This is a genomic window from Actinoallomurus rhizosphaericola (assembly GCF_024055675.1).
Taxonomy (GTDB): Bacteria; Actinomycetota; Actinomycetes; order Streptosporangiales; family Streptosporangiaceae; genus Actinoallomurus; species Actinoallomurus soli.
In genome coordinates, this window is sequence record NZ_JAMXMW010000036.1 from 37671 (window position 1) to 61759 (window position 24089).

Here is a 24089-nt window from a genome sequence, read left to right on the forward strand (position 1 = left end):
CTTCTGCGGTGCGGTGGACGTATGGTCCTGCCTCAGTGGATCGGGAGGACTCCCCGTTCATCGGCGGGACGCGGACCGAAGATACGCCGGTCGGCCTCGGCGATGCGGACGTCGTTGATGCTGGCCTCGCGACGGCTCATCAGGCCTTCGGGGGTGAACTCCCACAGCTCGTTGCCGTAGCTGCGCCACCACTGGCCGGTCGCGTCGTGGCACTCGTACTGGAAGCGCACCGCGATCCGGTTGCCGTGGAAGCTCCACAGCTCCTTGCGGAGGGCATAGTCGAGTTCCCGGTCCCACTTCTCGCGCAGGAACGCGATGATCTCGTCCCGGCCGGTGATCAACCGGTCGCGGTTCCGCCAGACCGAGTCCTCGGTGTAGGCGAGCGCCACCCGCTCGGGATCGCGCGTGTTCCACGCGTCCTCGGCGGCCTGGACCTTCTCCGGCGCGGTCTCCGGCGTGAACGGCGGGAAGGGCGGTCGTCCGGTCACGGCGGTCTCCTCGGTCCGATCTCTCCTAACGCTTGAATCGTAGCAATCCCGTTAGGAGCGCTCGCGGTGACCGGCCGGGCCCTGCCCTCGGGAAAAGCGGTTGCCGGGCGTGCCGGGCGCGGGGCACGATCCGGACATGACCACGACCAGTGCCGTACTGCCGCCGCCCGTCGCCGTCCGTCCGGCGCGGTTCCAGCGGCAGCCGGGGCGACCACGGAGGCCGATCACCGTACGGCCGTGATCGCCGCGCTGGTCGCGGGGCTGCTCGCCGGCTACGGCATCGCGGTCCCCGTCGGAGCGGTCGCGGCGTACCTCATCGCGCTGACGACACGGACGTCCCTGACGACCGGCGCGTGCGCCGCGCTGGGCGTGGCCACCGCCGACGGCCTGTACGCGCTGGTCGCGACGGTGGGCGGCTCCGCGGTCGCGGCCGTGATCCGGCCCGTTCTGGTGCCGCTGCGCTGGTGCTCGGCCGTCGTGCTGATCGTGCTGGCCGTCCGGGGGCTGGCCGGGGCGCTGGCCCGTTACCGCGAGCGCCTGACGCCCACCCGGGCCGGGGAGGCGCCGATCGGCCCGGGACGGGCCTACCTGGGGTTGCTGGGGATCACGCTGCTGAATCCCACCACCGTCGTCTACTTCGCCGCGCTGGTGCTGGGCGGCCACGGAGAGGTGGCCGCCGACCAGACCCGGCGGGCGGTGTTCGTTCTGGCGGCCTTCGCCGCGTCCGCGAGTTGGCAACTCCTGCTGGCCGGTGGTGGCGCGCTCCTCGGCCGTGCCCTGACCGGTGCTCGTGGGCGGCTCGGCACCGCGCTGGCCTCCAGCCTGGTGATGACCGCTCTGGCCGTGCACCTGCTCATCGCCTGATGGAGGCTCCGCCGGGCGAGGACGGTTGCGCGTCGAGCGTCGTGGCCCAGCTGGCGAGCAGACGGAGTTTCTCCTCGGAGTCGCTGCCGGGTTCGGTGCCGTAGGCGACCAGGGTGAGGTCGTCGGTGGGCAGGTCGAGGGATTCGTAGGTGAGCTGGAGGTCGCCGACCAGGGGGTGATGGATGGGTTTGGAACCGATGTGGTGCTGGCGGACGTCGTGACGGGCCCATCGGGTACGGAAGTCGTCGCTGCGGGTGGACAGCTCGCCGATGAGGTCGGTGAGGTCCTTGTCGTACGGGTCCCGGCCGGCCTGAGCGTGCAGGAGGGCGACGGTGTCGTCGGCGGCGCGTTCCCAGTCGCCCCAGAAGTGGTGCGAGCGGGGGTCGAGGAAGATGAACCGGGCGTGGTTGGGGGTGGCGCCGCGGGCCGCGTCGATCATGGGGGCGTACAGGGCGCGGCCGAGGGCGTTGAGGGCCAGGATGTCGCCGCGTCCGTTCATGACGAAGGCGGGCGCGTCGGTCATGGCGTCCAGCATCCGCTGCACCGTGGGCCGTACCTGCCGCGGGGCGGAGCGGCGCCGGCGGCGCGGTCCGGGGCCGGCCGCGCGGGCGAGGTCCTCCAGGTGGATGCGCTCTTCGTCGTTCAGCCGCAGGGCGCGGGCCAGGGCGTCCAGGACGTGATCGGAGACGCCGGACAGGTCGCCGCGTTCCAGGCGGGAGTAGTACTCCACGCTGACGCCGGCCAACTGGGCGACCTCGGCGCGGCGCAGGCCGGGGACCCGGCGGGTGCCGTAGGAGGGCAGCCCGGCCTGCGCCGGTGTGATCCTGGCGCGGCGGGAGGTCAGGAACTCACGGATCTCGCTGCGGTGGTCCACGCTCCCAGGCTAGGCGGCCTTCCGCCTGCCAGGGGTGCCCTGCCAGTACACCCTTCGGCAGTGCCTTCTTCGCATCCGGATCAGAGCCTTCAATGGTCAATGGCCACCGCCCGGCCCCGTGAGGATGCGGGGAGCGGGCTCCGAGATCGAAGGAGCGTTCTTCATGCGTGTCCACGCCTACGCGGCACCGGCCGCCGCCGAGCCGCTGGCCCCGACGATGATCGAACGGCGTGACGTCGGCCCCAACGACGTGCTCATCGAGATCAAGTACGCCGGCATCTGCCACTCCGACATCCACACCGTGCGCGGCGAATGGGGACCCCAGCCCTACCCGCTGGTGCCCGGTCACGAGATCGTCGGCATCGTCGCCGAGGTCGGCGCCGAGGTCACCCGGCACCGGGTCGGCGACCGCGTCGGCGTCGGCTGCATGGTCAACTCCTGCGGCGAGTGCGCCAACTGCCGCAATGGCGACGAGCAGTACTGCCTCGAGGGAATGGTCCCCACCTATGCCGGTACGGACCGGGACGGCACCGTCACGCAGGGCGGCTACTCCACGCACGTCGCCGTCGACGCCGACTTCGTCCTGTCGGTGCCCGAGGGCATCGACTTCGCGGCCGCGGCGCCGCTGCTGTGCGCCGGCATCACCACCTACTCGCCGCTGCGCCGCTGGGGCGCCGGCCCGGGCAAGAACGTCGCCGTGGTCGGTCTCGGCGGGCTCGGGCACATGGCCGTCAAGATCGCCCACGCCATGGGCGCCGAGGTCACCGTGCTCTCACAATCGCTGAAGAAGCAGGAGGACGGCTTGCGGCTCGGGGCCGACCACTACCACGCCACCAGCGACCCCGACACGTTCGAGCAGCTCGCCGGCCGATTCGACCTGATCGTCAACACCGTGAGCGCGGTCATCGACGTCGACGCCTACCTCGGGCTCCTCGCCGTCGACGGCACTCTGGTCAACGTCGGCGCCCCGCCCGAGCCGCTGAGCGTCAACGTGTTCTCCCTTCTGAACTCCCGGCGCTCCTACGCCGGATCGATGATCGGCGGCATCGCCGAGACGCAGGAGATGCTGAACTTCTGCGCCGAGCACCACCTCGGCGCCGACATCGAGCTGATCCCGGCCGACCGGATCAACGAGGCCTACCAGCGCGTCCTGGCCTCCGACGTCCGCTACCGGTTCGTCATCGACATCGCCACCCTCGGCTGACGCGCGGCGCACCCGACCGGAACGCGCGGCAGGGCGCCGGGCGACCGGTCCACGGCCGCTGGGCTCACAGCTGAGAGGCGCCGCCGTCGACGGTGAGCTCGGCGCCCGTGGTGTAGGTGGCGTCGAACGCGAGGAACACGACCGCCTTGGCGACCTCGCCGGGATCGCCGAACCGCAGCATGGGGTTGTTCGCGGTCATCTGCGCCTTGGTCTGCTCGGCGGCCTCTTTCGGCAGCGACCTGTCCAGGATGCCGGTGTCGATCGGACCAGGGCTGATCGCGTTGACGCGGATCCTCCGCGGGAGCAGTTCGCGGGCGAGACCGCGGGTCATGGAGCGCAGGGCCGCCTTGCTGGCCGCGTAGGCGCTGACCATCGGCATGCCCTTGACGTTCGCGACCGAGGTGGTGAGGACCACGCCGCTCCCCTCACTCAGCAGCGGGGCGAGCTTCTGCACGGTGAAGTAGGCGCCCTTGGCGTTGATCGCGAAGAGCTCGTCGTACACCTCCTCGGTCATCGATTCGAAAGGCACGGTCCGGGTGATGCCGGCGTTGACGAACAGGGCGTCGACGGTGCCGAACTCGGCCTTCACGCGGTCGGCGAGAGCGGCGATGTCAGGAAGGGAAGCGGCATCGCTCTGAACCGCCACGGCGTTCTCGCCGAGCTGCTCGCGGGCGGCGTCGAGCCTGGCCTGGCCGCGCCCGGTGATCAGAACGCGTGCTCCGTCGTCCACCAGTAGCCTCGCCGTCGTCAAACCGAAGCCGCTGCTGCCGCCCGTGATCACGACACGCTTGCCGTCGTACCTGCCCATGGCGAACATCCTTTTCAAGAGGCGAAGGCGAACCGGCTCCGATAAGGCACATCGACGGTGCCGCGCCGGTACTCCCAGCCTGCCGCTGGACGGCCTCCCCGATCCAATGAAACCTCTGCAACGCGCGTCGCGGTTCGCGCATCACCACAGGTCACGACTTCAACCGGTCAGAACGAGGACTACTGTGCGGTCATGCCCGACGCGTCGCCGTCCTCGGTGAACCTCGACCTCCAGCTGGTGCACTGCTTCACGGTCATCGCCGAGTACCGGCATTTCGGCCGCGCCGCCGAGGTCCTGCATCTCACCCAGTCGTCGCTGAGCCGGCAGATCCACCGCCTGGAACAGCAACTCGGCGCCCGGCTGCTGGACCGCACCCCGCAGGGCAGCCGCCTCACCGAGGCCGGCGAGGTGTTCCTGCCCGAGGCCAAGGCGCTGCTGCGCACCGCCGCCCAGGCCATCGCGCGTACCCAGGCCGCCGCCCGGCCCAGCCGCATCATCGTCGGCTACACCAACGGCGTGATCATCACACCCGCCGTGCGCGCGATGCGCCACCGGCATCCCGACGCCGAAGTGCACGCCCAGCACATCGCCTGGCACGACGTCCGGCCCGCGCTGCTGGAGCACCGGGTGGACGCGGTGGTCGGCAGGCTGCCCTTCCCCACCGACCACCTCCACGTCACGGTCCTCTACGACGAGCCGCGCGTGGTGATCGTGTCACTGGACCACCGGCTGGCCGGCAAGGAACGCGTCTCCCTCGACGACATCGCCGACGAGCCCCTTCCCCGGCTGCGCGACTCCGACCCGGCGTGGAGCGCCTACTGGCGCATCGATCCCCGCCCGGACGGCCGCCCCGCGCCCGACGGTCCCGTCGTCGACACCGTCGAGGACAAGTTCGAACTCGTCGCCTCCGGACAGGCCGTGGCCATCTCCGCCGCTTACAACCTGGCGGCCCTGCGTCCCGACCTCACCGCCATTCCGCTGGAGGGCGTCGATCCGGCTCACGTCGTGCTGGCCACCCGTGCCGACGACCGCAGCCGCCTGGTCGCCGTGTTCCGCGATCACGCCCGGGCCCACCTCACCGGCCCGGACCCCGGCCCCGCCGAACACGCCGGTTCCTGACCGCGCGACCGGCCACAGAACCCGGCCGGACGAGGGCAACCCGGCACGCCACGTCGCTCACTCTCCTCCCGGCACCGGGCCGAGGCGCTGCTCCAGCCGCTCGATCCGCGCGACGACCGGCTGCAACTGCTGCCGTACGGCGTCGGCCAGGGCCTTGGCGGGGTCGGCTGCGGAGGTCTGGGCCCGCAGGTGCACGTAACCGGCCAGCGCGGCCGTGACCGCGCGCCGGGTCAACCGGGGCTCGGCGCCGAGCCCGCGCAGGACGCGGCCGGCCGTGCCCTCGGGTTCGCCGACCAGTCCCAGGAGCAGATGTTCGCAGCCGACGTAGTTGTGCCCGAGGGCCGTCGCCTCGGTCACCGCCAGTTCCAGCGCGCCGGCGGCGGCGACGCTGAAGCGCGCCGACGAGTCGTCCTGCGCGCCGCCGGCCTCGGGCTCCGTCTGCCGTTCGAGGTCGCGCTGCACCTGAAGAGGGTCGATGTCGATGGCGCGCAGCACGTGCAACGCCAGGTTGCCGCCCTCGGCGACGATTCCGGCCAGCAGGTCCGCCGTCCCGACGCTCGAACGGGCGTCGGCGGACGCGCGATCGACGGCCAGCTTGATCGTCGTGTGGGCCCGTGCGGTGAACGAGGGCAGCCGCTCGCCCAGATCGTCCTGGGACAGCTCGCCCAGTGCGGTCTGACGGATGGCGGTGACCCGCCGCACGGCCTGTTCCAGGGCCCGCTGGCAGATCGCGGACACCGGGACGCCGGCCTCCTTGACGGCTTCGGCGAGTTCGTCGGGCAGGTACACGTTGATCTTCGGCATGGCCGGTCCTCAGGCTCGGGAACGCGATGACGCCTCAGGTATACACCCGTTGGGGTTATTCGTATATAACCCCAACCTCGCGACCCGGTCCTCCCGCGCCCGGATCGGCTAATGGCATCAGGCGGGCTGCGGGGCGGGCGTCGCCGGAGCGGCCGCGACCTTGCGGGTCTCGCGCAACATCAGCAGGCCGTTGACGACCATCAGCGTCGCGGTCAGGCCGTGGACGCCGAGCGCGGTGGCCACGGAGCCGTGGTGGGCCAGCACGTTGGTCATGTCGCCGTACGCGGCGAGGGCCTCCACCAGCAGCACCCAGCCCAGCGCCCGGCGGTGGCCTGTCACCAGCAGGATGCCCAGGACCAGGGCCAGGACGACGTCGCGGATTCCCTTGATGATCAGGAAGCCGCCGCCGTCGCCGGACGGCCAGCTCGGCAGGCCGAAGCCCGGCGCGGTCGTCTCCGGGCTCAGGATGAACTCCGTCCCGAACCAGAGGATGAAGAGGATGAAGGCGGCGGCCAGGACGGTGTTGATCTTCTTCAGTGACATCGTTCTTCTCCGTGCGAGTCTTCGGTGAGCTGGTGAGTCGTGCGTGGGGTTCGGGGTCTGGTCAGGCCGCGCGGACGCGGCGGATGTGGCGGGCGTAGCGGGGGCGGCCGATGACGTGCCAGATGCCGCGCACCGGCGCGGGGAGGGCGGAGAGGAGCGTGGCGCGCTCGGCCGGGTTCGCGTCCTCCAGGACGAGGCCGAAGAGCGTGAGCAGGGTGAGCTTGGGCGTGTTGGCCACCAGATGGTCGCCCTGTGCGGCCCACTCCTGCTCGGTGATGTACTCGGCCGCGAGCGGAAGAAGCGTGGCCTCCTCGTCGTCGAGGTGCTCGAGCAGGACCGCCCGGTGATCGGCGAGAACCGCCACGAGGGTGTCGCGCTCGTCGGCTCCGGCGGTGACCTCCCACGCCGGGACTGCGGCGTCCAGCCTGGCCAGCGTGGCCGCGACGCGCTCGTGCTGGGCCTCCATGCGCAGGACGATGTCCGCCTCCAGATCCACCCGGGACAGGAGCGGCGGCCACAGCAACTCGTCCTCGCCCTCGTGGTGGTTCTTCAGCCCCAGCCGGTAGTCGCGGAAGTGGTCGGCGATCACCTTGGCGCGAGCGGTGTCGCCCGGGGCGACCGCCGCGACGAGCTCCATCAGCAGCCGCGACTCGCGGCGGAATGCCCGGTGGACGATCTCCATGCTCTGGGTGTCGACGCTCATCTGTTCCTGCCCCTTCAGCTGTTCTGTTCGACGTGGTCAAGACTGCTCCCGGGGGTTTGGAAGGCACTTGGAGTCGACTTGGAACGCGTGCGGCGGCCGCGCGTACGATGTGTCACCTCATGATCTTGATCAGGGTGTTGGGCTCGTTCGCGGCCGAGGCCGGCGGCGAGCCCGTTCCCCTCGGCGGACCGCGGCAGCGCGGCGTGCTGGCCCTGCTGGTGGCGGCGCGGGGGCACGTCGTGCCGGTCGACCGGATGGTCGAGGACCTGTGGCGCGGCGAACCACCGTCGCGCGCCCTGGCGTCGTTGCAGGCGTACGTGTCGAACCTGCGCCGCCTGCTGGAACCCGGCCGCCCGCCGCGGACCCCGGCCCGCCTGCTGGTGAGCGCGTCGCCCGGCTACGCCCTGCGGCTGCCGCCGGGGGCGGTGGACGCATGGCGCTTCGAGGAGCTGCTCGACGAGGCCCGTACGCTCACCGATCCCCGTGAGACCCGCGCCCGGCTGGACGAGGCGCTGGCGCTGTGGCGCGGACCCGCGTTCGCCGAGGTCGCCGACGAGCCGTGGGCCGCCGCCGAGACCGCCCGGCTGAACGAGCTGCGCCTGGTCGCCCGCGAACTGCACGTCGCCGCGGGACTGCGGCTCGGCGACCCCGGGGCGGTGGTGGCCGAGACAGAGGGCCTCACCCGCGACGCTCCCCTGCGCGAGGAGGGCTGGCGCATGCACGCTCTCGCGCTGTGGAGCAGCGGCCGCCAGGCCGACGCGCTGGCCGCGCTCCGCCGCGCCCGCGCCACCTTCGCCGACGAGCTGGGCCTCGACCCCGGCCCGCACCTGGTGGCCTTGGAAGAGGCGATCCTCACCCAGCGCACGGACGTCCTCCGCGCGGCCGTCCCTCCGCCCTCCGCGGACACGCCCCGGCCCCGGGCGACCGCGCCGCCGCCTCCGAACCACGGGCCCCGCGTGACGACGTTCGTGGGGCGGGAGGGCGAGCTGGCGGCGCTGGTGGCGGCCGCCGGGGAGGCCACCGTCGACGGGGCGCGCGTCGCGCTCGTCACCGGGGAGGCGGGGCTCGGCAAGTCGACGCTGCTGGAGCACCTCGGCGCGCGACTCGGGCAGGACGGGTGGCTCGTGGCCGCCGGGCGCTGTCCCGAGGTGGACAGCGCGCCGCCCGCATGGGCGTGGGTCGAGGCGCTGCGGAAGGTGGCCGTGAGCGTTCCTCCGGGGGAGTTCGCGGACGACCTGGCGCCGCTGCTCTCCGACTCCGCGCGGGTGGACGACGACGCGGCGGCCGGGCGGTTCCGGCTCCGGCAGGCCGTGTGGAACTGGCTCGCGGCGGCCGCCGCCGACCGGCCCGTCGCCGTCGTCCTGGACGACCTGCACTGGGCGGACGCCGCCACGCTGGAACTGCTCGGCGGCGGCGTCGGCGTGCGGGCCCCGATCCTGGTCGTCGTGGCGTACCGGGCGGACGAGAGCGAGCGCCTCACCGAAACGCTCGGGTCCCTCGCCCGTACCGCGCCCCTCCGGCTGGATCTGCCCGGGCTGAATGGCGACGCCGTCGCGGAGCTCGTACGTGCCGAGTGCGAGGCCGACGACGCGACCGTGGCCGGGATCGCCGAGCGAACCGGCGGCAACCCGTTCTATGTGCGGGAGAGCGCGCGGCTGCTGACCGGCGAGGGCGCGCTGGTCGCGCTCTCCGAGGTCCCCGAGGGTGTACGAGACGTGCTGCGGCGCCGACTGGCACGACTCCCCGAGAGCGGTGTGTCCGTCCTGCGGCTGGCGGCGGTGGCCGGCCGGGAGAGTTCGGTGGACGTGCTCGTACGGGCCGCCGACTCCGACGAGGACGGGGTGCTGGACGCGCTGGACGCGGGCGTCATCGCCGGGTTGCTCGACGAACCCGGGCCCGGGCGTGTCCGGTTCGTTCACGCGCTGGTCAGGGACACGCTGGTCGCCGACGTCACCCGGTTGCGGGCCGCCAGGATGCACGCCCGGATCGCCGCCGCCCTGGAGGGCACCGGCGACGTCGCGGCGCTCGCCCATCACTATGCGCGAGCGGGATCGCCGAAGGCCGTCGCCTATTGCGTACGGGCCGCCGAACTGGCCGAGGCGCGCTACGCCCACGACGTGGCGGCCGTACTCCTCGCCGACGCCGTCGCCAACTCCAGCGATCCGGACGAGCGCGTCGGCCTGCTCGGCAGGCTGCTGCGCGCGCAGATCAGGGCCGGGGCCGTCGCCGCGGCCAGGGACACGCGCGAGCAGGCCGTGGAGTACGCCGAGTCGATCGGCCGCGACGACCTGATGATCGCCGCGTTCACCGCCTGGACCGAGCCCACCCCCTGGCAGGCCCGCACGTACGGCACGGTCGACCGTCCCATCGTCGACCGCCTCAGCCGTCTGCTCGAGCGGACCGACCTCGCCCCCGACGTGCGGTCCCGGCTGCTGGTCGCGTACGCCAACGAGCTGGTGGGCGAGGACGATCCGACGGTCATGGCGGCGGCGCGGGAAGCCCTCGACCTCAGCACCGATCCCCGCCTCCGGGCCGCAGCGCTTCTGGTCCTGGCCGGCGAGCCCGGGCGGGAGGAGTACGCCCGCGAGCTGGTGGAGATCGGCGTCGAGCACGACCTGCCCGTCTACCGCGTGACCGGGCTGCTCGACCAGGCCGCGAACGCCGCCGCGGCCAACGACCCCGCGACCATGCGCCGCGTGACCGGCGAGGCGCTCGACCTCGCCCGCGCCTACCGGATGCCGGAGGCGATCAGCGCCGCCGAGATCGCGCTGGCGTCCCTGGTGCTCATCGAGGGCCGGTTCGCCGACGCTCAGCGCCTCTACACCGAGGCCACCGCACACATGGAACGCGCCGGATCGGTGCACGCCGGCTTCCTCCGCCTCGCGCTGGTGGTGATCTGGCTGAACGACGGCACGCTCGGCGACCACCTGGACGACGTGCGCGCTCTCCACGAGGCGTTGGGCCCGATGGTCGCCGACCTGCTCGCGCTCGCCCTCCACGCCGCCGGCCGCAGCGACGAGGCACGCACGTCAACGGGCCCGATCCGGCCCGACTTCTTCTTCACCTTCCTGACGAGCCTGCGCGCGATGGCGATCGTCGCACTGAACGATCGCGATGCCGCCGCGGAGATCTACGCGGACCTGCTCCCCCACCGCGACGGTCCCCCGGCCGGCGCGGAGAGCCTGTCGCTGGCCCTGCGTCCGGTCGCCCACACGCTCGGCGAACTCGCCCTCCTCCTCGGCCGGGACGACGAGGCCGCCGCCCACTTCGCCCACGCCGCCGCCATCGCCGACCGGTGGAACGCCCCCCACTGGTCCGCCGACGCCCGAACACGCGCCGATCGTGCCCTCGGCGTCCGTGTTCCGCCCCCGCAGGAACGCTGAAGGCAAGAACGGCATCGGGGTGCCTCGGCGTTCAGCCGGCGGCGCGCTCGGCGAGGGGACGGCGCCGCGCCGACAGGTCGGTCAGGGCGGGCGACCGCCAGGCGCCGTCCGCCCGGTACAGGTCGGTTCCGGGAGGCACGATCTCGTCGATCCGGTCGAGGGTCGCGTCGTCGAGGGTCAGCGCGGCGCCCTTGAGCGTGACCCGCAGTTGCTCCATCGTCCGGGGGCCGATGATCACCGAGGTGACGGCCGGGTGCGCGGCGGGGAAGGCGACGGCGAGCTCGGGCAGGGTGCACCCGAGGTCGGCCGCGAGCTCGATGAGCCGCTCGACGGCCTCGTACTTCGCGGCGTTCTCCGGGAGTGCGGGATCGAAGCGCCCCGGGGTCAGCGCGGGACGGCCCGTGGACAGGTCGACGGTGCCGCCTTTGCGGTACCTGCCGGTGAGGAAGCCCGAGGCGAGCGGGCCCCACGTCATCACGCCCATCCCGAGCCGCCGGCAGACCGGCAGCACCGACGCCTCGATGCCCCGGGCGAGCAGCGAGTACGGCGGCTGCTCGGTCCGGAACCGTCCCAGGCCACGGCGCTCGGCCACGTGGTGGGCCTCGACGATGTCCTCGGCGGGGAACGTCGAGCAGCCGAAGGCCCGGATCTTGCCCTGGCGCACCAGGTCGGTCAGCGCGGAGAGCGTCTCCTCGATGTCGGTGGTGTGGTCGGGGCGGTGGATCTGGTAGAGGTCGATCCAGTCGGTCCGCAGCCGGCGGAGGCTCTCCTCGACCTCCTTGACGATCCAGCGCCGGGAGTTCCCGCCCCGGTTGGGTCCCTCCCCCATCGGGAAGTGCACCTTGGTCGCCAGCACCACGTCGTCGCGCCGCCCCTTCAGGGCCTTGCCCACGATCTCCTCCGACTCCCCCGCGGAGTACATGTCGGCGGTGTCGATGAAGTTGACCCCCTCGTCGAGGGCGGCGTGGATGATGCGGGCGCACTCGTCGTGGTCGGGGTTGCCGACGGCCCCGAACATCATGGCGCCCAGGCAGTGGACGCTCACCTGGATGCCGGTGCCGCCGAGAACGCGATAGCGCATGGATCATGCTCCTTCTCGAGAGAGCGCTCGAACGTCGATCGTCGCGTGGGTGGTCGCGACGGTCACGGCTCCGCCGTCCGTACGGGCCGGCGGTGCCGCGCCCGCCGTACCTTAGGAGCTAGAGTCGGCTCTAGATCAAGATCCGGGTGCGCCCCGGCCGAGCGGTCCCCGTGAGCGCGAGCGCGACGGCGAACGGCCGGTCTGCGCGGCGGACGGCCCGCCGGGCCATCAGCCTGCGGCTCTGCGCACGCCGTCGGCCGGAGTGTCCGCGACGCCTTCGCCCCTGGCGTCGGTGGCCGTTTCGGGCGGGCTGACCTCGGCCAGCAGTCCGTCGAGTGACAGGTCCAGCACCCCGGCGACGGCGACGACCGTGAAGAAGGCCGGGGTGGGGATACGGCCCCTCTCGATCTTCCGCAGGGTCTCCGGGGAGATGCCGGCCCGGAGTGCCACGTCGGTGATGCTGCGCGAACCCCTGGCCTCGCGCAGCAGCTCGCCCAGCCGTTCCCCGCGCAGGCGGTCGGCGATCGACAACGGTTCGCGTACCATGAGCCCAATACTAATACCGGTATAGTTATTTGGGCGCTGAGGAGGCAGAAGTTGATCGAGCTCAAGACCGCCGGTGAGGTCGAGGTGATGCGCGAGGCCGGCCGGGTCGTCGCGGCGGTGCACACGCAGGTCCGCTCGTACGCGACCGCCGGGGTGAGCCTGCGCGAGCTCGACGAGCTGGCCCGCCAGATCATGCACGAGGCCGGGGCCGGATCGTCCTTCCTCGGCTACCACCCGACGTTCGGCGCCACTCCCTACCCCGGCGTGATCTGCACCTCGGTGAACGAGGTCATGCTGCACGGCCTGCCCACCGGCTACCGGCTCCGTGACGGCGACCTGCTGAGCATCGACTGCGGCGCGCACATCGACGGCTGGCACGCCGACGGTGCCGTCAGTTTCTGCGTCGGCGAGGCTCGCCAGGGCGACGGCGACCTGATCGCGACGGCCGAGCGCATGCTGGCCGCCGGGATCGAGCAGGCCGTGCCGGGCGCGCGGCTGGGCGACATCGGCCAGGCCATGTCTCGCATCGGCCGCGCGGCCGGGTACGGCATCCAGAACGACTTCGCCGGCCACGGCATCGGGCGGGCCATGCACGAGGAGCCGTGGGTGCCCAACGAGGGCCGTCGAGGGCACGGCCTGAGGCTCCGCTCCGGCATGGTCATCGCCATCGAGCCGAGCCTGATGGCCGGCGGCGATGACGACTACGCGATGGCCGAGGACGGCTGGTCCCTGGTCAGCGGAGACGGCAGCCGCACGGTCCATGTCGAGCACTCGGTCGCCGTCACCGACGACGGGCCGGTCATCCTGACCCTCCCCTGACGCCCGCCGCCGGCGGCGGTACGAACGCTCAGGCGGACGGCGGCGCGGCGCGGAGCCGGTCGACGATCACGGCACGGGCGGCCTTGCCTTCGGGCGTCGGAGTGAGCGGATAGACGTGCACGAGGCCCGGGGCCTCGTGGAACTCGAGGTCGACCCCGGCCTCGGCCGCCTTGCCGGCCAGCAGGTGCGCGTCGGGATTCAGGATGTCCCGGGTGCCGCAGAACATCGTCACCGGCCCCAGCCCGCGCAGGTCGGCGTTCAGCGGGCTGACCCGCGGATCGGTGATGGGCAGGTCGCCGCGCCAGTGCTCGGCGAAGACCCGTCCGCCCGCGCGCCCGAGCCACGGGTCGCTGGGCTGCACGGCGTCGATGCGGGGGTTGGCGAAGGTGAGGTCGAGGGCGGGCGAGATCAGCACGGTCCGCGGCAGCGTCACCTGGTGGTGGTCGCGCAGGAACACCGCGGTCGACAACGCGATCTGCCCGCCCGCGGAGTCACCGGCCAGGCAGGCGGCGCCGTGCTCCTCCCGCCCGGCCAGGACCAGGTCGGCGACGCGCCCGACGACCTCCCCGGCGGTCCCGTACGGGATGAGGGGATAGATCGGCAGGAGCACGGTCGTTGCCGCCTCGGCGGCGATCTGCGCGGCGAGCCGCCAGTGCTGGGAGACGATCTCGTTGACCCATCCGCCGCCGTGGGCGTACACGACGCAGCCCCGGGGCCGGCCGCCGTTCGGGGTGAGGGTGTAGACCGGCCACTCATGCGGCCGCCGCACGGACACCGTCACGTCCGCGCGGAGCCGGCGGGGCGGCCCGTACGGCTGCGGGCGGAGCGTCCGCTCGCGGAGGTGGTCCCGCGCCCCCTCCGCCGTGACGTACGGACGGTTCATCCGCCTGACGCGGACGTAGCCGGAGACGAGCCGGCTGCTCACGCTGACCAACGTTCCCCCACCATCCCTTCTGATCCGCTCCGCCGTGTTCCCCCGTGTTCCCCGGCCTCAACGAGGCTCGTCGTCCGGTGGGGACCCGGGGCCCCGGTAGGGCAGGGTCTGGCTGTAGACCACGCTGGTCGTGGTGCTGCCGAACTGCGCCAGCTCGTCGACGAGGCGTTCGAGGTGGGCCATGGATCCGGCGGCCACCTTGAGCGTGTAGCAGTCCTCCCCGGTGGTCCGCAGGCACTCCAGGACCTCCGGGCGCCGTTCCAGCAGCCGGTGCAGCGGCTCGTGCCGGCTGCCGGGATACTTCAGCCGCACGACCGCCAGGACGGCGTAGCCGACTCGCGCCAGGTCGACGTCGGCGCGGTAGCCCGTGATGACCCCGAGGGACTCCAGCCGCCGGACCCGATCCGTCGCCGCCGAGGCGCTGAGACTGACCCGGCGGCCGAGCTCGGCGAGGGGGACACGGCCGTCGCGCTGCAGCTCGGTCAGGATCGCCCAGTCCGTCGCGTCCAGATCCTCGGTCATTCCGCCAAGATACCGGCGTATCCACGGGGCCAGGCGGCATACGCCGTGGATCGTCCCTTCCCGGCGGCCCGAGGCCCTCGATAGTTTCTTCTCATGCGAGTCGGGGTGAATGTTCCCAACTACGGGCCGGGGACCGGTCCGGAGGTGCTGCGGCGCTGGGCACGGACCGTCGAGGCCCTCGGATACGACCTGCTGACGCTGTCGGACCACCTCGTGGTGACGCCGGACGTCGCGGCCCAGTATCCGGCGCCGTTCTACGAGCCCTTCACCGCGCTGTCCTGGCTGGCGGGCGTCACCGAGCGGATCCGGCTCGGCACCTCGGTGGTCATCGTGCCGTACCGGCATCCCCTCCTGCTCGCGCGAATGGCCGCCAACCTGAACGAGCTGAGCGGGGGCAGGCTCGTCCTCGGCGTAGGCGTCGGCTGGGCGCGCCGGGAGTTCGAAGCCCTCGGGGTGCCCTTCGAGCGGCGCGGCGCGCTGACCGACGAGTACCTGGGAGTCGTCCGCGCCGCGTGGGCGGAGGAGAAGGACTACCGGAGCGGGTCGGTCCCGATCTGGGTCGGCGGCAACAGCGCGGCCGGCATCCGCCGGGCCGTGCGCCTGGGCGACGCGTGGCATCCGCTGCGCGACCTGACCCCGTCCGGACTGCGCGCGTCGGTGCAGCGGATGAACACCGTCGCCGGCGAGCTGGGACGTCCCGTGCCCGCCCTGGCGCCGCGCATCCTCCTGCGGCTGACCGACTCTCCCGTCCCCGGGGCGGACCGCCGGCTCGGCGAGGGCTCGATCGAGCAGGTCGTCGGCGACCTGGAGACGCTGCGCCTGCTCGGCGCCGACACCGTCGTCCTCGACCCGTTCCTCGGCGATCCGGCCGAGACCCTGCATCCGCAGACGGCCTGGAGCGCGCTCGCGACCGTGGCCGACCACTGGAACCTGGACTCACGACCATGACGAACGGAGCGACGATGACACCTGAGGACGAGCGGTTCCTGCGCCGGGCCATCGAACTCGCCGCCGTGGCGACCGGGAAGGGGGACGCCCCGTTCGGCTCCCTGCTCGTCGGTCCGACCGGTGAGGTGCTCGCCGAGGAGCACAACACCGTGATCAGCGACCGCGACATCTCCGCGCACCCGGAACTGAAGCTGGCCCGCTGGGCGGCCCGTGAACTGGACCCCGCCACCGCGGCGGCGACCACCATGTACACCAGCTGCCAGCCCTGCGGGATGTGCTACGGCGGCATTCAGCGCTCCGGACTGGGCCGGGTGGTGTTCGCGCTGTCCACCGAGCAGTTGGACGCCCTGAAACCGGGCGGCGGCTGGCCGGTCGTGCCCCAGGAGGGTCCGGCGCTGTTCGACGAGGCCCGCGTCCCGATCACGGGCTTCTACGGCTGAGGGGCGCGCGTGCGCGGATGAGACCTCGCGGCCGCGCGGCGGGCAATACGATCATGCCGTGCTGAAGCCGGATTACCCGATCGTCACCGAGCGTCTCCTCCTGCGCCCCTACACTCCCGCGGATCTGGACGCCCTGCACGACATCCAGTCCCGGCCGGAGGTCGCCCGCTACCTGTACTGGGACGCCCGTGACCGCGACGAGGTCCGCGAGGCGCTGCAGCGGAAGATCGCCTCCTCGGTGATCGGCGACGAGAACGGTGAGCTGCAGCTGGCCGTCGTGCTCCCGGAGTCCGGCACTCTGATCGGGGACGTCGTGCTGATGTGGACCAGCCGGGAACACCGGCAGGGCGAGGTCGGCTACGTGTTCCACCCCGACCACGGCGGCCGCGGCTACGCCACCGAGGCCGCCGAGGTGATGCTCCGCCTGGGGTTCGAGGGGCTCGGCCTGCACCGCCTCGTCGGGCGCCTCGACGGCCGCAACACCGCCTCGGCCCGCGTGCTGGAGCGCCTCGGCATGCGCCGCGAGGCGCACCTGATCCAGAACGAGATCGTCAAGGGCGAGTGGACCGACGAGGTGATCTACGCGATGCTCGAGGACGAGTGGCGGGCCCGCGCGTGAGCACACGCCTGCGCCGGTACGCCGCCGACAACGCCCGGATCGTCGCCGACGGCGAGTACACCACCGCGGACGGCGCCGTCGTCGTCATCGCCCCGGCGCTGGAGGCCGCGATGGCGGGCACGGTCGGCCACTCGCCGGACGGGCCGATCCCGCCGCCCCCGGCCGGGCCCGGGCACCGGACGCGCTTCGAGGTGACCGCGGAGGGCAGCCTGCAGGCGGCCCGGCGGCTCCACGACACCGGCACCGGCATCGGCACGGGCGCCGGCCGGATCGCCGTGCTGAACTTCGCCTCGGCCCGCAACCCCGGCGGCGGATACCTCGGCGGAGCCCGCGCGCAGGAGGAGGACCTGTGCCGGCACTCCCTGCTGTACCCGTGCCTGCTGCGCGCCCCCGAGTACTACGAGGCACACCGCGCCTCCCGCGACCTGCTCTACAGCGACCGCGTCATCTGGTCCCCCGACGTCCCGGTCCACCGGGGGAACGACGGAGAACTGCTGCCCGCGCCGTACCCGGTGTCGTTCCTGACCTGCCCCGCGCCCAACACCGGCGAGGCGCTGCGCCGCGACCCGGCCGTGGCCGACCGGATCCCGGCGGTGCTGCGCGCCCGGGCGCGGCGGGTGCTGTCGGTGGCCGCCCACCACGGCGCGCGCCGGCTCGTCCTGGGCGCCTGGGGCTGCGGGGTGTTCCGCAACGACCCGCGTCAGGTCGCCGAGGCGTTCCACGCCCACCTGGCGGCGGGCGGGGACTACGCGGACGTCTTCGACCACGTGGTGTTCGCGGTGTGGGACCGGAACCCGGAGCCGGCCAACCGCGCCGCGTTCACCGCGTACTTCGCCGCCGAGACCGGCACGGCACGGCCGGCCTGAGGTTCCCCGCGCACGCGGCTCACCAGTGGTAGGTCCCGCCGTCCTCGCTCAGGAACACTCCGCTCGGGACGTCCCCGGTGACCTGCCGGGCGATGTAAGCCCCGCCCTCCGCGGCGCTCAGCCGGCCGCGGTGGCCGTTCAGGTCGGTCGCGCAGAAGCCCGGGGACACGGAATTGACGGTGAAGCCGCTGTCCCGAAGCGCGTTCGCGTAGATCAGCGTCACCGCGTTCAGCGCGGCCTTGGAGGAGTTGTAGGCGAGCAGGTTCGCGTACGGACGCAGGTCGGGGTCCGGGTCGGCAAGGAAGGAGAAGGTGCCCAGCCCGCTGGAGACGTTGGCGATGTAGGGGGCCGGTGACCTGCGCAGCAGCGGCAGCATCGCGTTCGTGACGGCGACGGCGCCGAACACGTTGGTCTCGTAGACCTCGCGCAGCGTCGCGACGGGAAGCTCGGCCGGCGAATGCGGCCGGTCGCGGCTGATGCCGGCGTTGTTGATCAGGATGTCCAGCCGGTCGAAGGTCTCGGCGATCAGCCGGGCCGCCGCGGCGATCGTGTCCGGGTCGGTCACGTCGAGGCGCACGAACCGCGCGTCGAGGCCCTCCCCCGCCAGCTCCGCCGCCGCGGCGCTCCCGCGCTCCGGGTCGCGGGCGCCGAGCAGCACGGTGTGCCCGGCACGGCCGAGTTCCCGTGCGGTCGCGAAGCCGACCCCCTTGTTCGCGCCGGTGATCAGAACGATCTTCTTCTGGTTCGTCATGGCCCTCACCCTGGCCGCCGCGCGCCGCCGCCGGGAGAGACCCGCCGAGGCTGGTACCGGCGGTCCCATGGTCACGGCCGCGCGGTTCGGGCAGGCTTGACCCATGAGTGGGCGCGGCGAGCGAATCGACGGCGCGTCGCCTCCGGTCATCCCACCGGCGAAGGAGGGCGCTTGAGCGAGCTGAACCGGACGGAGCTGGCCGCCTTCCTGCGGCGCAGCCGCGCGCGGGTGCGCCCGGACGACGTCGGCCTGGAGGCCGGCCCGCGCCGCCGCACCCCCGGTCTGCGCCGGCAGGAGGTCGCGCAGCTGGCCGGCATGTCGGTGGACTACTACATCCGCCTGGAACAGGGCCGGGGTCCCCGCCCGTCCCGGCAGATCCTCTCCGCGATCGGCCGGGCGCTGCGCCTGTCCGACGACGAACGCGACCACCTGTACCACCTGGGCGGGGAGGTGCCGGGCCCGCCGATCGGGCCGGTCCGCGACGTACGGCCCGGCGTGCTGCACCTTCTGGACCGGCTCGACGACACCCCGGCGATGGTCTGCGACGCGACGTACGAGGTCCTGGCCTGGAACCCGATGGCGGCCGCGCTGCTGGGGGACTTCTCCCGCCTGCCGCTCGGCGAGCGCAACCTGATCTGGCGGTTCTTCACCGACCCCGCCGCGCGGGCACGCCACGACGCCGAGGGGGCGCGCAGGTTCGCGCGGGAGTCGGCCGCCGACCTGCGCGCCGCGGCGGCCCGCTACCCGCACGACGCGGGCGTCCACCGCCTGGTCGACCGGCTGCTCGCGGCCGTTCCCGAGTTCCGTGCGCTGTGGGCCGAGCATGATGTGCAGGTCCGCCGTTCGGCGAGCAAACGGCTGCACCACCCTCTCGTGGGCTGGCTCGACCTGGACTGCGAGGCGCTGCACGACCCGCACCGCGATCAATGGACGATCTTCTACACGGCCGCGCCGGGGACCCCGTCGCATGAGGCGCTGAAGCTGCTGAAGGTCATCGGCACCCAGGACCTGACCGTACGGACCGCCAGCGGCTGAACGGCGCCGGCGTTCGTTCGGAGCGCCGGCTCTCTCCGCCGGGTCACCGCGGTCGGCCGGCGGGGTGCTGGGTGCACTGCCGCTCACCGGTGGGCAGACGGGCGTCGGCCATGCCCACGCCAGGTCCGGGCACGGTCACGGGGGTGATGTAGCAACGGAACGAAAAGTCACGCTAAGGAGCGCGGGCGGGCAGTACGCGCTTACGAGGTGGTCCGCATGCTGCAGCGCGACGGGCACCCCACCGCTCTCGGCGAGGCGATCGCCTCCTACGGCCGCAGCGGGAAGACCCTGCACATCTGCACGCTGGCTGCACGACTCCGAAGCCGACGACGAGGGACTGCCCGACTGAGCCGGCGTCACCGACGCGCGCACGTGCCTGCGGTGGGTCTACCGACGGGATCGCACCGCCAGGCGACCGGCGGCGATCTACCTGAGCAACCCCTCGCCGCCCTCCTCAACCCCGTAATCGCGATCTGATCCTTTAGGGTAGGCGCGCCTGACGGCGGTAATGAGACGGTCGCGGGATGTGGGGTGTCCGAAGCGGCGCCGGTCGAAGCCGGTGAACGGCCGCTCGAGTGCGTCCAGGGCGTCGACGGCTGCGTGCAGTCTGTCCCGCCACTCCAGATCATTGGGATGAGGTTCGGCGAGAAGGGCTTCGATCCGTTCTGTCTGGATCCCCTTGTCCAGGATCGTCTCTGGAGTGACTGAGATCAGGCACACCCCGTACTCGCCGGTCAGGTAGTCACGCCAGGCCTGGTCGATCTCATCGTCGCCGAGAGCGACATGTCGGGCTGCGGCGGCGCTCTGGTAGCGAACGCGGAACAACTCCGGCAGCTCCGTGACATCGCCGGCCGCGTCCCACAAAGCGAGGTAGTCCGGAGGGAACATGCCGGTCCCGTCCGGCAGTACGTAGCTCGGCTGGGGGAGCAGGCCGGCGTCGATCAGTGCTTTGACCTCCGCGAGGTCGCGGCCGGCCGCGTTGGCCACATCCCGCAGTGGCAGATACCGGGCCTTAACGTAGCGGATGTCCCGTGCTCCCATCATCGCTGGCCGAAGCACCTGGCAGCGGGCGCGAATGGCACGTTTCGCCGCTGCTGCGGCCTCTGCATCAATCGCGATCTGTGATGTGCCATCTCCGTCAAGACCCCTGACAGCGGGCCCGAATTGCTGGCTCATATGCGCATTCCCCTCTCTCGGCGTGCGCCCGACGCTGATGGGTCTCGGGCGTCCGGGCGGCACCTAGGCCACGCTAGGTCCGGGAAGGTTCGATGCCGACGAAAGCGTCGAACACCTCACCGGCTGGTTCGCCGGGGTCCCGGTAGTCCTGGCCGAAAAGACGGAAGCGGCCGGCGCCCCTTGCGCCCGGCGGCTGTTGAGCCGAGCCTGCGCCCATGACGGGTTCTTGGGGGCGGGGTGAGGTTCCGGGTCTGGTCGAACGCCACGCTGCCATGTGCGTGGGCTTGGAGGAGCCAGGCGGGGACAGGAGTGGGCCCGCATTCAACTGCCGAGGGCGCGCTTTTGTGGGTGGATCGCCTCGCCGCGGGCGAGCATGTCAACGAACTGGGTGATACGGCGGGCGCGTGTCTCGGCGCGTTTGGCGTTCGTGATCCGATAGAGAATGGCGTAGCGGTTCTGGGAGGTGAGGATGTCGAACATCGCTTGTGCCTGGGGTTTCGCGGCCAATGCGGCGGCCAGGTCGGCTGGTACCTCGATGCCGGCTTGTCCCGCGTAGGCCGCCTCCCAGCGGCCGTCGGCCTTGGCGCGTTCGACCTCGGTCATTCCGGCCGGATGCATCCGGCCCTCGCCGATCAGACGGGTGACGATGGAAACGTTCCGCGCCGACCAGGGACTTTGCCTTCCGCGAGGGGTGAAGCGCCGGGAGAAGGTGATCTCATCCCGCCGTCGTAGCCGACCATCGATCCAGCCGTGGCACAGGGCTTCGTCGAGCGCCTGGTCATAGGTCAGACTGGTGGGCCGGGTCGTGTTCTGCTTGGCGAGGACCAGCCACACCCCTGCCGAGCCGTCGTGGTGCCGGCTGAGCCACTCGCGCCAAGCTCGGGCATCCGTAACGGTCAGTTCCAGTAGTTCGTCGCTCATCGTCGTGTGCTCCTGATGATCATCAATTGTGGGAGCGCAGTCGAAAGTGATGGCTCCATAACGCACCTTGGCGGAGGTCACCGCCGTCGTAATGGGCTTTTCGGCATGCGGACCCCCGCCGAAGGTGGGAGCCCAGGACGGGCGTCTGCCGGAAGTGGCGCTGGATCGGTCAGCGTTGGAGCCGGCCGATCACGTCCTTCGCCACGTCGCCACCGCGGCCTCTGGACGGAAGACGCCCGCTCGCCTTCACCAGGTCTTGCCGGCTGGCTCCCGGATCGTGTGGTTGATCCGGTTGAAGAAGTTGGTGATTGCGATTTCCAGGATGATCGCGGCCATCTGGTTCTCGTCGAAGTGGGTGGCGGCAGCGTCCCAGATCTCGTCGGTCACGCCGGGCGCGCCGTCCTGGATCCGGGTGGCGGCCTCGGCCAGCGCGAGCGCTGCCCGCTCCTCCTCGGTGAAGAACGGGGTCTCCCGCCAGGTGACCACGTTGTGCAGCCGCTCCTCGGTCTCTCCATGCTTCTTCGCCGACTGGACGCCGGCGAACACGCACGGGCTGCAGCCGTTGATCTGGCTAGCCCGCAGATGGACCAGCTCGAGCACGAGCGGGTCGGCACCACCGGCGTGAATGGCCTTCTGGAGATGCTGGATCGCTGTGATCACGTCGAGATTCGCCACGCTCTTCATGCGTGCTTCCATGGGTCCTGCCTCTCGTCGGTTACGTGCGCCTATCCGGGCCCGTCATCTAACGCACCTTGGCGGAGGTCATCGTCGCCGTAATGCACTTTTCGGCCGAGGAGTTCTCGGTCGTGTCGGCGACGTTACGGTATGACCCGGTCAGAAACGGTCCTGGTCATCGAGCAGACTGTTGCCCGTGCTCAACACCTCGGCGCGGCTGCTGCGGCTGCTGTCTTTGCTGTCAACGCGGCAGTCCTGGACGTGCGCTGATCTGGCCGCCCAGCTGGAGATCACCGAACGGACGGTTCGCCGTGACATCGCCCGGCTACGCGAACTCGGCTACGGCATCGAATCGGAGATGGGCCCATGGGGCGGCTACCACCTCGGGCCCGGAACCAGCATTCCGCCACTGATCCTTGACGAGGAGGAGGCCCTCGCGGTCGCTGTCGGGCTGCGCACCGCCGCCTTCAGCGGAGTCTCCGGCAGCGATCAGGCAGCCCTGTCGGCGCTGCTGAAACTACGCCAGGTGCTGCCGGCCAGGATCGCCGACCGGCTCGGCGAGCTGGATGCCGCGTTCACCAACACCGCACGGCCCGACGACAGCCAGATCTCCCCCGCGCTGCTGCTCGACCTGGCCACCGCGTGCCGGCGAGGCGAACGCACCCAGTTGACCTACCGTGACCGGTCCGGAACGACGTCCACCCGCCGAGTAGACCCCTACCGGCTCATCTACACAGGCCGCCGCTGGTACCTCCTCGCCTACGACCTGACGCGGCAGGACTGGCGCACCTTCCGTACCGATCGCATCATCGACGCCACAGCCACCGGGCAGCCCACTGCCCTGTCCGACCCGCCAGATCCAGCACAGATGGTCGGTACGGGCATCGCGCTGAGGCCCTACCCCGTGCGGGTGACCATCCGCCTGGCCGTACCGGCCGATGAGGCCCGCAGGCTGGTGCCACCAACGGTCGGCGTCCACCACCCGGACGGCGATGACGCCACGATCATCGACATCGGCGGGCCAGACGCCGATGGCCTGGCCCGCTACCTGCTCAGCCTCGGCCGACCACTCCAGATACTGCACCCGGAAGAGGTCCGCCAGGCATTCCTCACCCGCACACAACAACTCCTCAAGGACAACCAGTAACACGAACACCCGCCGATCGCCGACATGGCTACCTGCAGTGACGGATGTTGCCGGCCACCACGAAGTGCGGCTGCGATATCTCACCGCCGCGACGCCCCCGTCCAGCGCGAGGGCGTGCCCACACGGTCGAGGGGCGGTGGCGGAACTACGGCCGATCGTCCCCTGGGTCCGGTGCGGGCGCCGGCGCCATCGGCCCGCTGTCCGCGCGCCGTTCGAAGGCGAGCAGGTGCCGTTTGCGGTGCAGGCCGCCGCCGTACCCGGTGAGGTCGCCGGAGGATCCGACGACGCGGTGGCACGGCAGGATGATGCCGATGGGGTTCCTGCCGTTGGCCAGCCCGACGGCGCGGGCGGCGGTGGGCCGGCCGATCCGTTCGGCCAGTTCCCGGTACGAGACGGTCCGCCCGAAGGGGATCTCCCGCAGCTCCGCCCAGACCTGCTGCTGGAACGCCGTGCCGGCCGGGGCGAGCGGCAGGTCGAAGACCGTCCGCCGGCCGGCGAAGTACTCCTCCAGCTGGCCGATCACCGTGCCGAACGGCGCGGGATCGCGCTCGCCGAAGGTGTGCTCCTCCGGCCGGTACCGCTGCCGGTCCATGTACAGGCCGGTCAGGGCGCCGTCGGACGCGACGAGGGTCAGCGGGCCGACCGGGCTGTCCATCACGGTGTACGAGCGGTGGGACATCGAGGCTCCTCTCGGGTCAGACATCCCTGGAGGTTGGATGTCAAGCGGCGAGGTCGTGGCTGTGGTGTGACCAGGCGGTTGCCTGGTCGTAGAGGGTGTGGGTTTTGAGGCAGCCGTGCAGGATGCCGACGAGGCGGTTG

26 protein-coding genes and 1 pseudogene are annotated in these 24089 nt (G+C 71.9%); 12 read left to right on the forward strand and 15 right to left on the reverse strand.

Annotation, left to right across the window (positions count from 1 at the left end):
- Positions 1 to 32: 32 nt before the first annotated feature.
- Positions 33 to 488: a nuclear transport factor 2 family protein gene (locus tag NE234_RS43385; RefSeq protein ID WP_252787014.1), complete on the reverse strand. Its 456-nt coding sequence runs from the start codon at positions 486 to 488 to the stop codon at positions 33 to 35.
- A 237-nt stretch (positions 489 to 725) separates the two neighbouring features.
- On the opposite strand from NE234_RS43385, the gene NE234_RS43390 reads away from it, so the two are divergent.
- Complete coding sequence (locus NE234_RS43390) at positions 726 to 1352, forward strand: LysE family transporter (protein ID WP_252787015.1); 627 nt, start codon at positions 726 to 728, stop codon at positions 1350 to 1352.
- Here NE234_RS43390 and NE234_RS43395 read toward each other — a convergent pair.
- Positions 1342 to 2226, reverse strand: a complete 885-nt coding sequence (locus tag NE234_RS43395; RefSeq protein ID WP_252787016.1) for a helix-turn-helix domain-containing protein — start codon at positions 2224 to 2226, stop codon at positions 1342 to 1344. The two genes, NE234_RS43390 and NE234_RS43395, sit on opposite strands and share 11 nt — an antisense overlap.
- Positions 2227 to 2389: 163 nt before the next feature.
- Here NE234_RS43395 and NE234_RS43400 point away from each other — a divergent pair, with 163 nt between their 5' ends.
- Positions 2390 to 3430, forward strand: coding sequence for an NAD(P)-dependent alcohol dehydrogenase (locus NE234_RS43400; RefSeq protein ID WP_252787017.1), 1041 nt, complete (start codon positions 2390 to 2392; stop codon positions 3428 to 3430).
- A gap of 64 nt (positions 3431 to 3494) precedes the next feature.
- Here NE234_RS43400 and NE234_RS43405 read toward each other — a convergent pair whose 3' ends face one another.
- A complete protein-coding gene (locus NE234_RS43405) occupies positions 3495 to 4238 on the reverse strand; it encodes an SDR family oxidoreductase (protein ID WP_252787018.1) in 744 nt (247 codons plus the stop codon).
- A 192-nt stretch (positions 4239 to 4430) separates the two neighbouring features.
- On the opposite strand from NE234_RS43405, the gene NE234_RS43410 reads away from it, so the two are divergent.
- Positions 4431 to 5357: a LysR family transcriptional regulator gene (locus NE234_RS43410; protein ID WP_252787019.1), complete on the forward strand. Its 927-nt coding sequence runs from the start codon at positions 4431 to 4433 to the stop codon at positions 5355 to 5357.
- A 57-nt stretch (positions 5358 to 5414) separates the two neighbouring features.
- On the opposite strand, the gene NE234_RS45130 is transcribed toward NE234_RS43410, so the two are convergent.
- The 3 genes from NE234_RS45130 to NE234_RS43425 form a co-directional block, all read right to left on the reverse strand.
- Complete coding sequence (locus NE234_RS45130) at positions 5415 to 6161, reverse strand: Clp protease N-terminal domain-containing protein (protein WP_305886751.1); 747 nt, start codon at positions 6159 to 6161, stop codon at positions 5415 to 5417.
- 117 nt (positions 6162 to 6278) lie between these two features.
- On the reverse strand, positions 6279 to 6704 hold the full coding sequence (locus tag NE234_RS43420; protein WP_252787020.1) for a DUF4267 domain-containing protein: 426 nt from the start codon (positions 6702 to 6704) through the stop codon (positions 6279 to 6281).
- 61 nt (positions 6705 to 6765) lie between these two features.
- A complete protein-coding gene (locus NE234_RS43425; RefSeq protein ID WP_252787021.1) occupies positions 6766 to 7407 on the reverse strand; it encodes a hemerythrin domain-containing protein in 642 nt (213 codons plus the stop codon).
- 119 nt (positions 7408 to 7526) lie between these two features.
- On the opposite strand from NE234_RS43425, the gene NE234_RS43430 reads away from it, so the two are divergent.
- Positions 7527 to 10790 carry an AfsR/SARP family transcriptional regulator gene (locus NE234_RS43430; RefSeq protein ID WP_252787022.1) on the forward strand — a complete coding sequence of 1088 codons (3264 nt, stop codon included), beginning with the start codon at positions 7527 to 7529 and terminating at the stop codon, positions 10788 to 10790.
- 31 nt (positions 10791 to 10821) lie between these two features.
- On the opposite strand, the gene NE234_RS43435 is transcribed toward NE234_RS43430, so the two are convergent.
- Positions 10822 to 11871 carry an aldo/keto reductase gene (locus tag NE234_RS43435; protein ID WP_252787023.1) on the reverse strand — a complete coding sequence of 350 codons (1050 nt, stop codon included), beginning with the start codon at positions 11869 to 11871 and terminating at the stop codon, positions 10822 to 10824.
- 228 nt (positions 11872 to 12099) lie between these two features.
- Positions 12100 to 12417, reverse strand: coding sequence for a helix-turn-helix domain-containing protein (locus NE234_RS43440; protein ID WP_252787024.1), 318 nt, complete (start codon positions 12415 to 12417; stop codon positions 12100 to 12102).
- 51 nt (positions 12418 to 12468) lie between these two features.
- Here NE234_RS43440 and map point away from each other — a divergent pair, with 51 nt between their 5' ends.
- Complete coding sequence (map, locus tag NE234_RS43445) at positions 12469 to 13236, forward strand: type I methionyl aminopeptidase (RefSeq protein WP_252787025.1); 768 nt, start codon at positions 12469 to 12471, stop codon at positions 13234 to 13236.
- 28 nt (positions 13237 to 13264) lie between these two features.
- Here the strand turns inward: map and NE234_RS43450 are convergent, their stop codons facing one another.
- Both NE234_RS43450 and NE234_RS43455 read right to left on the reverse strand, forming a co-directional pair.
- Positions 13265 to 14161 carry an alpha/beta hydrolase fold domain-containing protein gene (locus NE234_RS43450; RefSeq protein WP_252787026.1) on the reverse strand — a complete coding sequence of 299 codons (897 nt, stop codon included), beginning with the start codon at positions 14159 to 14161 and terminating at the stop codon, positions 13265 to 13267.
- Between the two features lie 66 nt (positions 14162 to 14227).
- The gene (locus NE234_RS43455; protein ID WP_252787027.1) at positions 14228 to 14692 is read right to left on the reverse strand and encodes an Lrp/AsnC family transcriptional regulator; all 465 of its coding nucleotides are present in this window, start codon (positions 14690 to 14692) and stop codon (positions 14228 to 14230) included.
- Between the two features lie 93 nt (positions 14693 to 14785).
- On the opposite strand from NE234_RS43455, the gene NE234_RS43460 reads away from it, so the two are divergent.
- From NE234_RS43460 to NE234_RS43475, 4 genes are read left to right on the forward strand one after another with little or no spacing between them, the layout of a single operon-like run.
- Entirely contained in the window at positions 14786 to 15640 is an 855-nt protein-coding gene (locus tag NE234_RS43460; RefSeq protein ID WP_252787028.1) for an LLM class flavin-dependent oxidoreductase, read from the forward strand.
- A 14-nt stretch (positions 15641 to 15654) separates the two neighbouring features.
- Positions 15655 to 16080: a nucleoside deaminase gene (locus tag NE234_RS43465; protein ID WP_252787029.1), complete on the forward strand. Its 426-nt coding sequence runs from the start codon at positions 15655 to 15657 to the stop codon at positions 16078 to 16080.
- A 58-nt stretch (positions 16081 to 16138) separates the two neighbouring features.
- Positions 16139 to 16699, forward strand: coding sequence for a GNAT family N-acetyltransferase (locus NE234_RS43470; protein ID WP_252787030.1), 561 nt, complete (start codon positions 16139 to 16141; stop codon positions 16697 to 16699).
- Entirely contained in the window at positions 16696 to 17565 is an 870-nt protein-coding gene (locus NE234_RS43475) for a TIGR02452 family protein (RefSeq protein ID WP_252787031.1), read from the forward strand. Before NE234_RS43470 ends, NE234_RS43475 begins: the two co-directional genes overlap by 4 nt.
- Positions 17566 to 17584: 19 nt before the next feature.
- On the opposite strand, the gene NE234_RS43480 is transcribed toward NE234_RS43475, so the two are convergent.
- Entirely contained in the window at positions 17585 to 18316 is a 732-nt protein-coding gene (locus NE234_RS43480; protein WP_252787032.1) for an SDR family NAD(P)-dependent oxidoreductase, read from the reverse strand.
- Between the two features lie 171 nt (positions 18317 to 18487).
- Here NE234_RS43480 and NE234_RS43485 point away from each other — a divergent pair, with 171 nt between their 5' ends.
- Both NE234_RS43485 and NE234_RS46230 read left to right on the forward strand, forming a co-directional pair.
- Positions 18488 to 19351 carry a helix-turn-helix transcriptional regulator gene (locus NE234_RS43485; RefSeq protein WP_252787033.1) on the forward strand — a complete coding sequence of 288 codons (864 nt, stop codon included), beginning with the start codon at positions 18488 to 18490 and terminating at the stop codon, positions 19349 to 19351.
- Positions 19352 to 19549: 198 nt separating this feature from the next.
- A pseudogene (locus tag NE234_RS46230) lies at positions 19550 to 19828 on the forward strand (hypothetical protein); the annotation flags it as partial.
- Here NE234_RS46230 and NE234_RS43490 read toward each other — a convergent pair.
- The 3 genes from NE234_RS43490 to NE234_RS43500 form a co-directional block, all read right to left on the reverse strand.
- Positions 19778 to 20527, reverse strand: coding sequence for a DUF6058 family natural product biosynthesis protein (locus tag NE234_RS43490; RefSeq protein WP_252787034.1), 750 nt, complete (start codon positions 20525 to 20527; stop codon positions 19778 to 19780). The pseudogene NE234_RS46230 and the gene NE234_RS43490 overlap by 51 nt on opposite strands.
- A 321-nt stretch (positions 20528 to 20848) precedes the next feature.
- The gene (locus tag NE234_RS45740; RefSeq protein WP_252787035.1) at positions 20849 to 21529 is read right to left on the reverse strand and encodes a YdeI/OmpD-associated family protein; all 681 of its coding nucleotides are present in this window, start codon (positions 21527 to 21529) and stop codon (positions 20849 to 20851) included.
- A gap of 165 nt (positions 21530 to 21694) precedes the next feature.
- A complete protein-coding gene (locus NE234_RS43500; RefSeq protein WP_308207007.1) occupies positions 21695 to 22132 on the reverse strand; it encodes a carboxymuconolactone decarboxylase family protein in 438 nt (145 codons plus the stop codon).
- 187 nt (positions 22133 to 22319) lie between these two features.
- On the opposite strand from NE234_RS43500, the gene NE234_RS43505 reads away from it, so the two are divergent.
- The gene (locus tag NE234_RS43505; protein WP_252787037.1) at positions 22320 to 23270 is read left to right on the forward strand and encodes a helix-turn-helix transcriptional regulator; all 951 of its coding nucleotides are present in this window, start codon (positions 22320 to 22322) and stop codon (positions 23268 to 23270) included.
- 145 nt (positions 23271 to 23415) lie between these two features.
- On the opposite strand, the gene NE234_RS43510 is transcribed toward NE234_RS43505, so the two are convergent.
- A complete protein-coding gene (locus NE234_RS43510) occupies positions 23416 to 23949 on the reverse strand; it encodes a methylated-DNA--[protein]-cysteine S-methyltransferase (protein ID WP_252787038.1) in 534 nt (177 codons plus the stop codon).
- Positions 23950 to 24089: the final 140 nt, after the last annotated feature.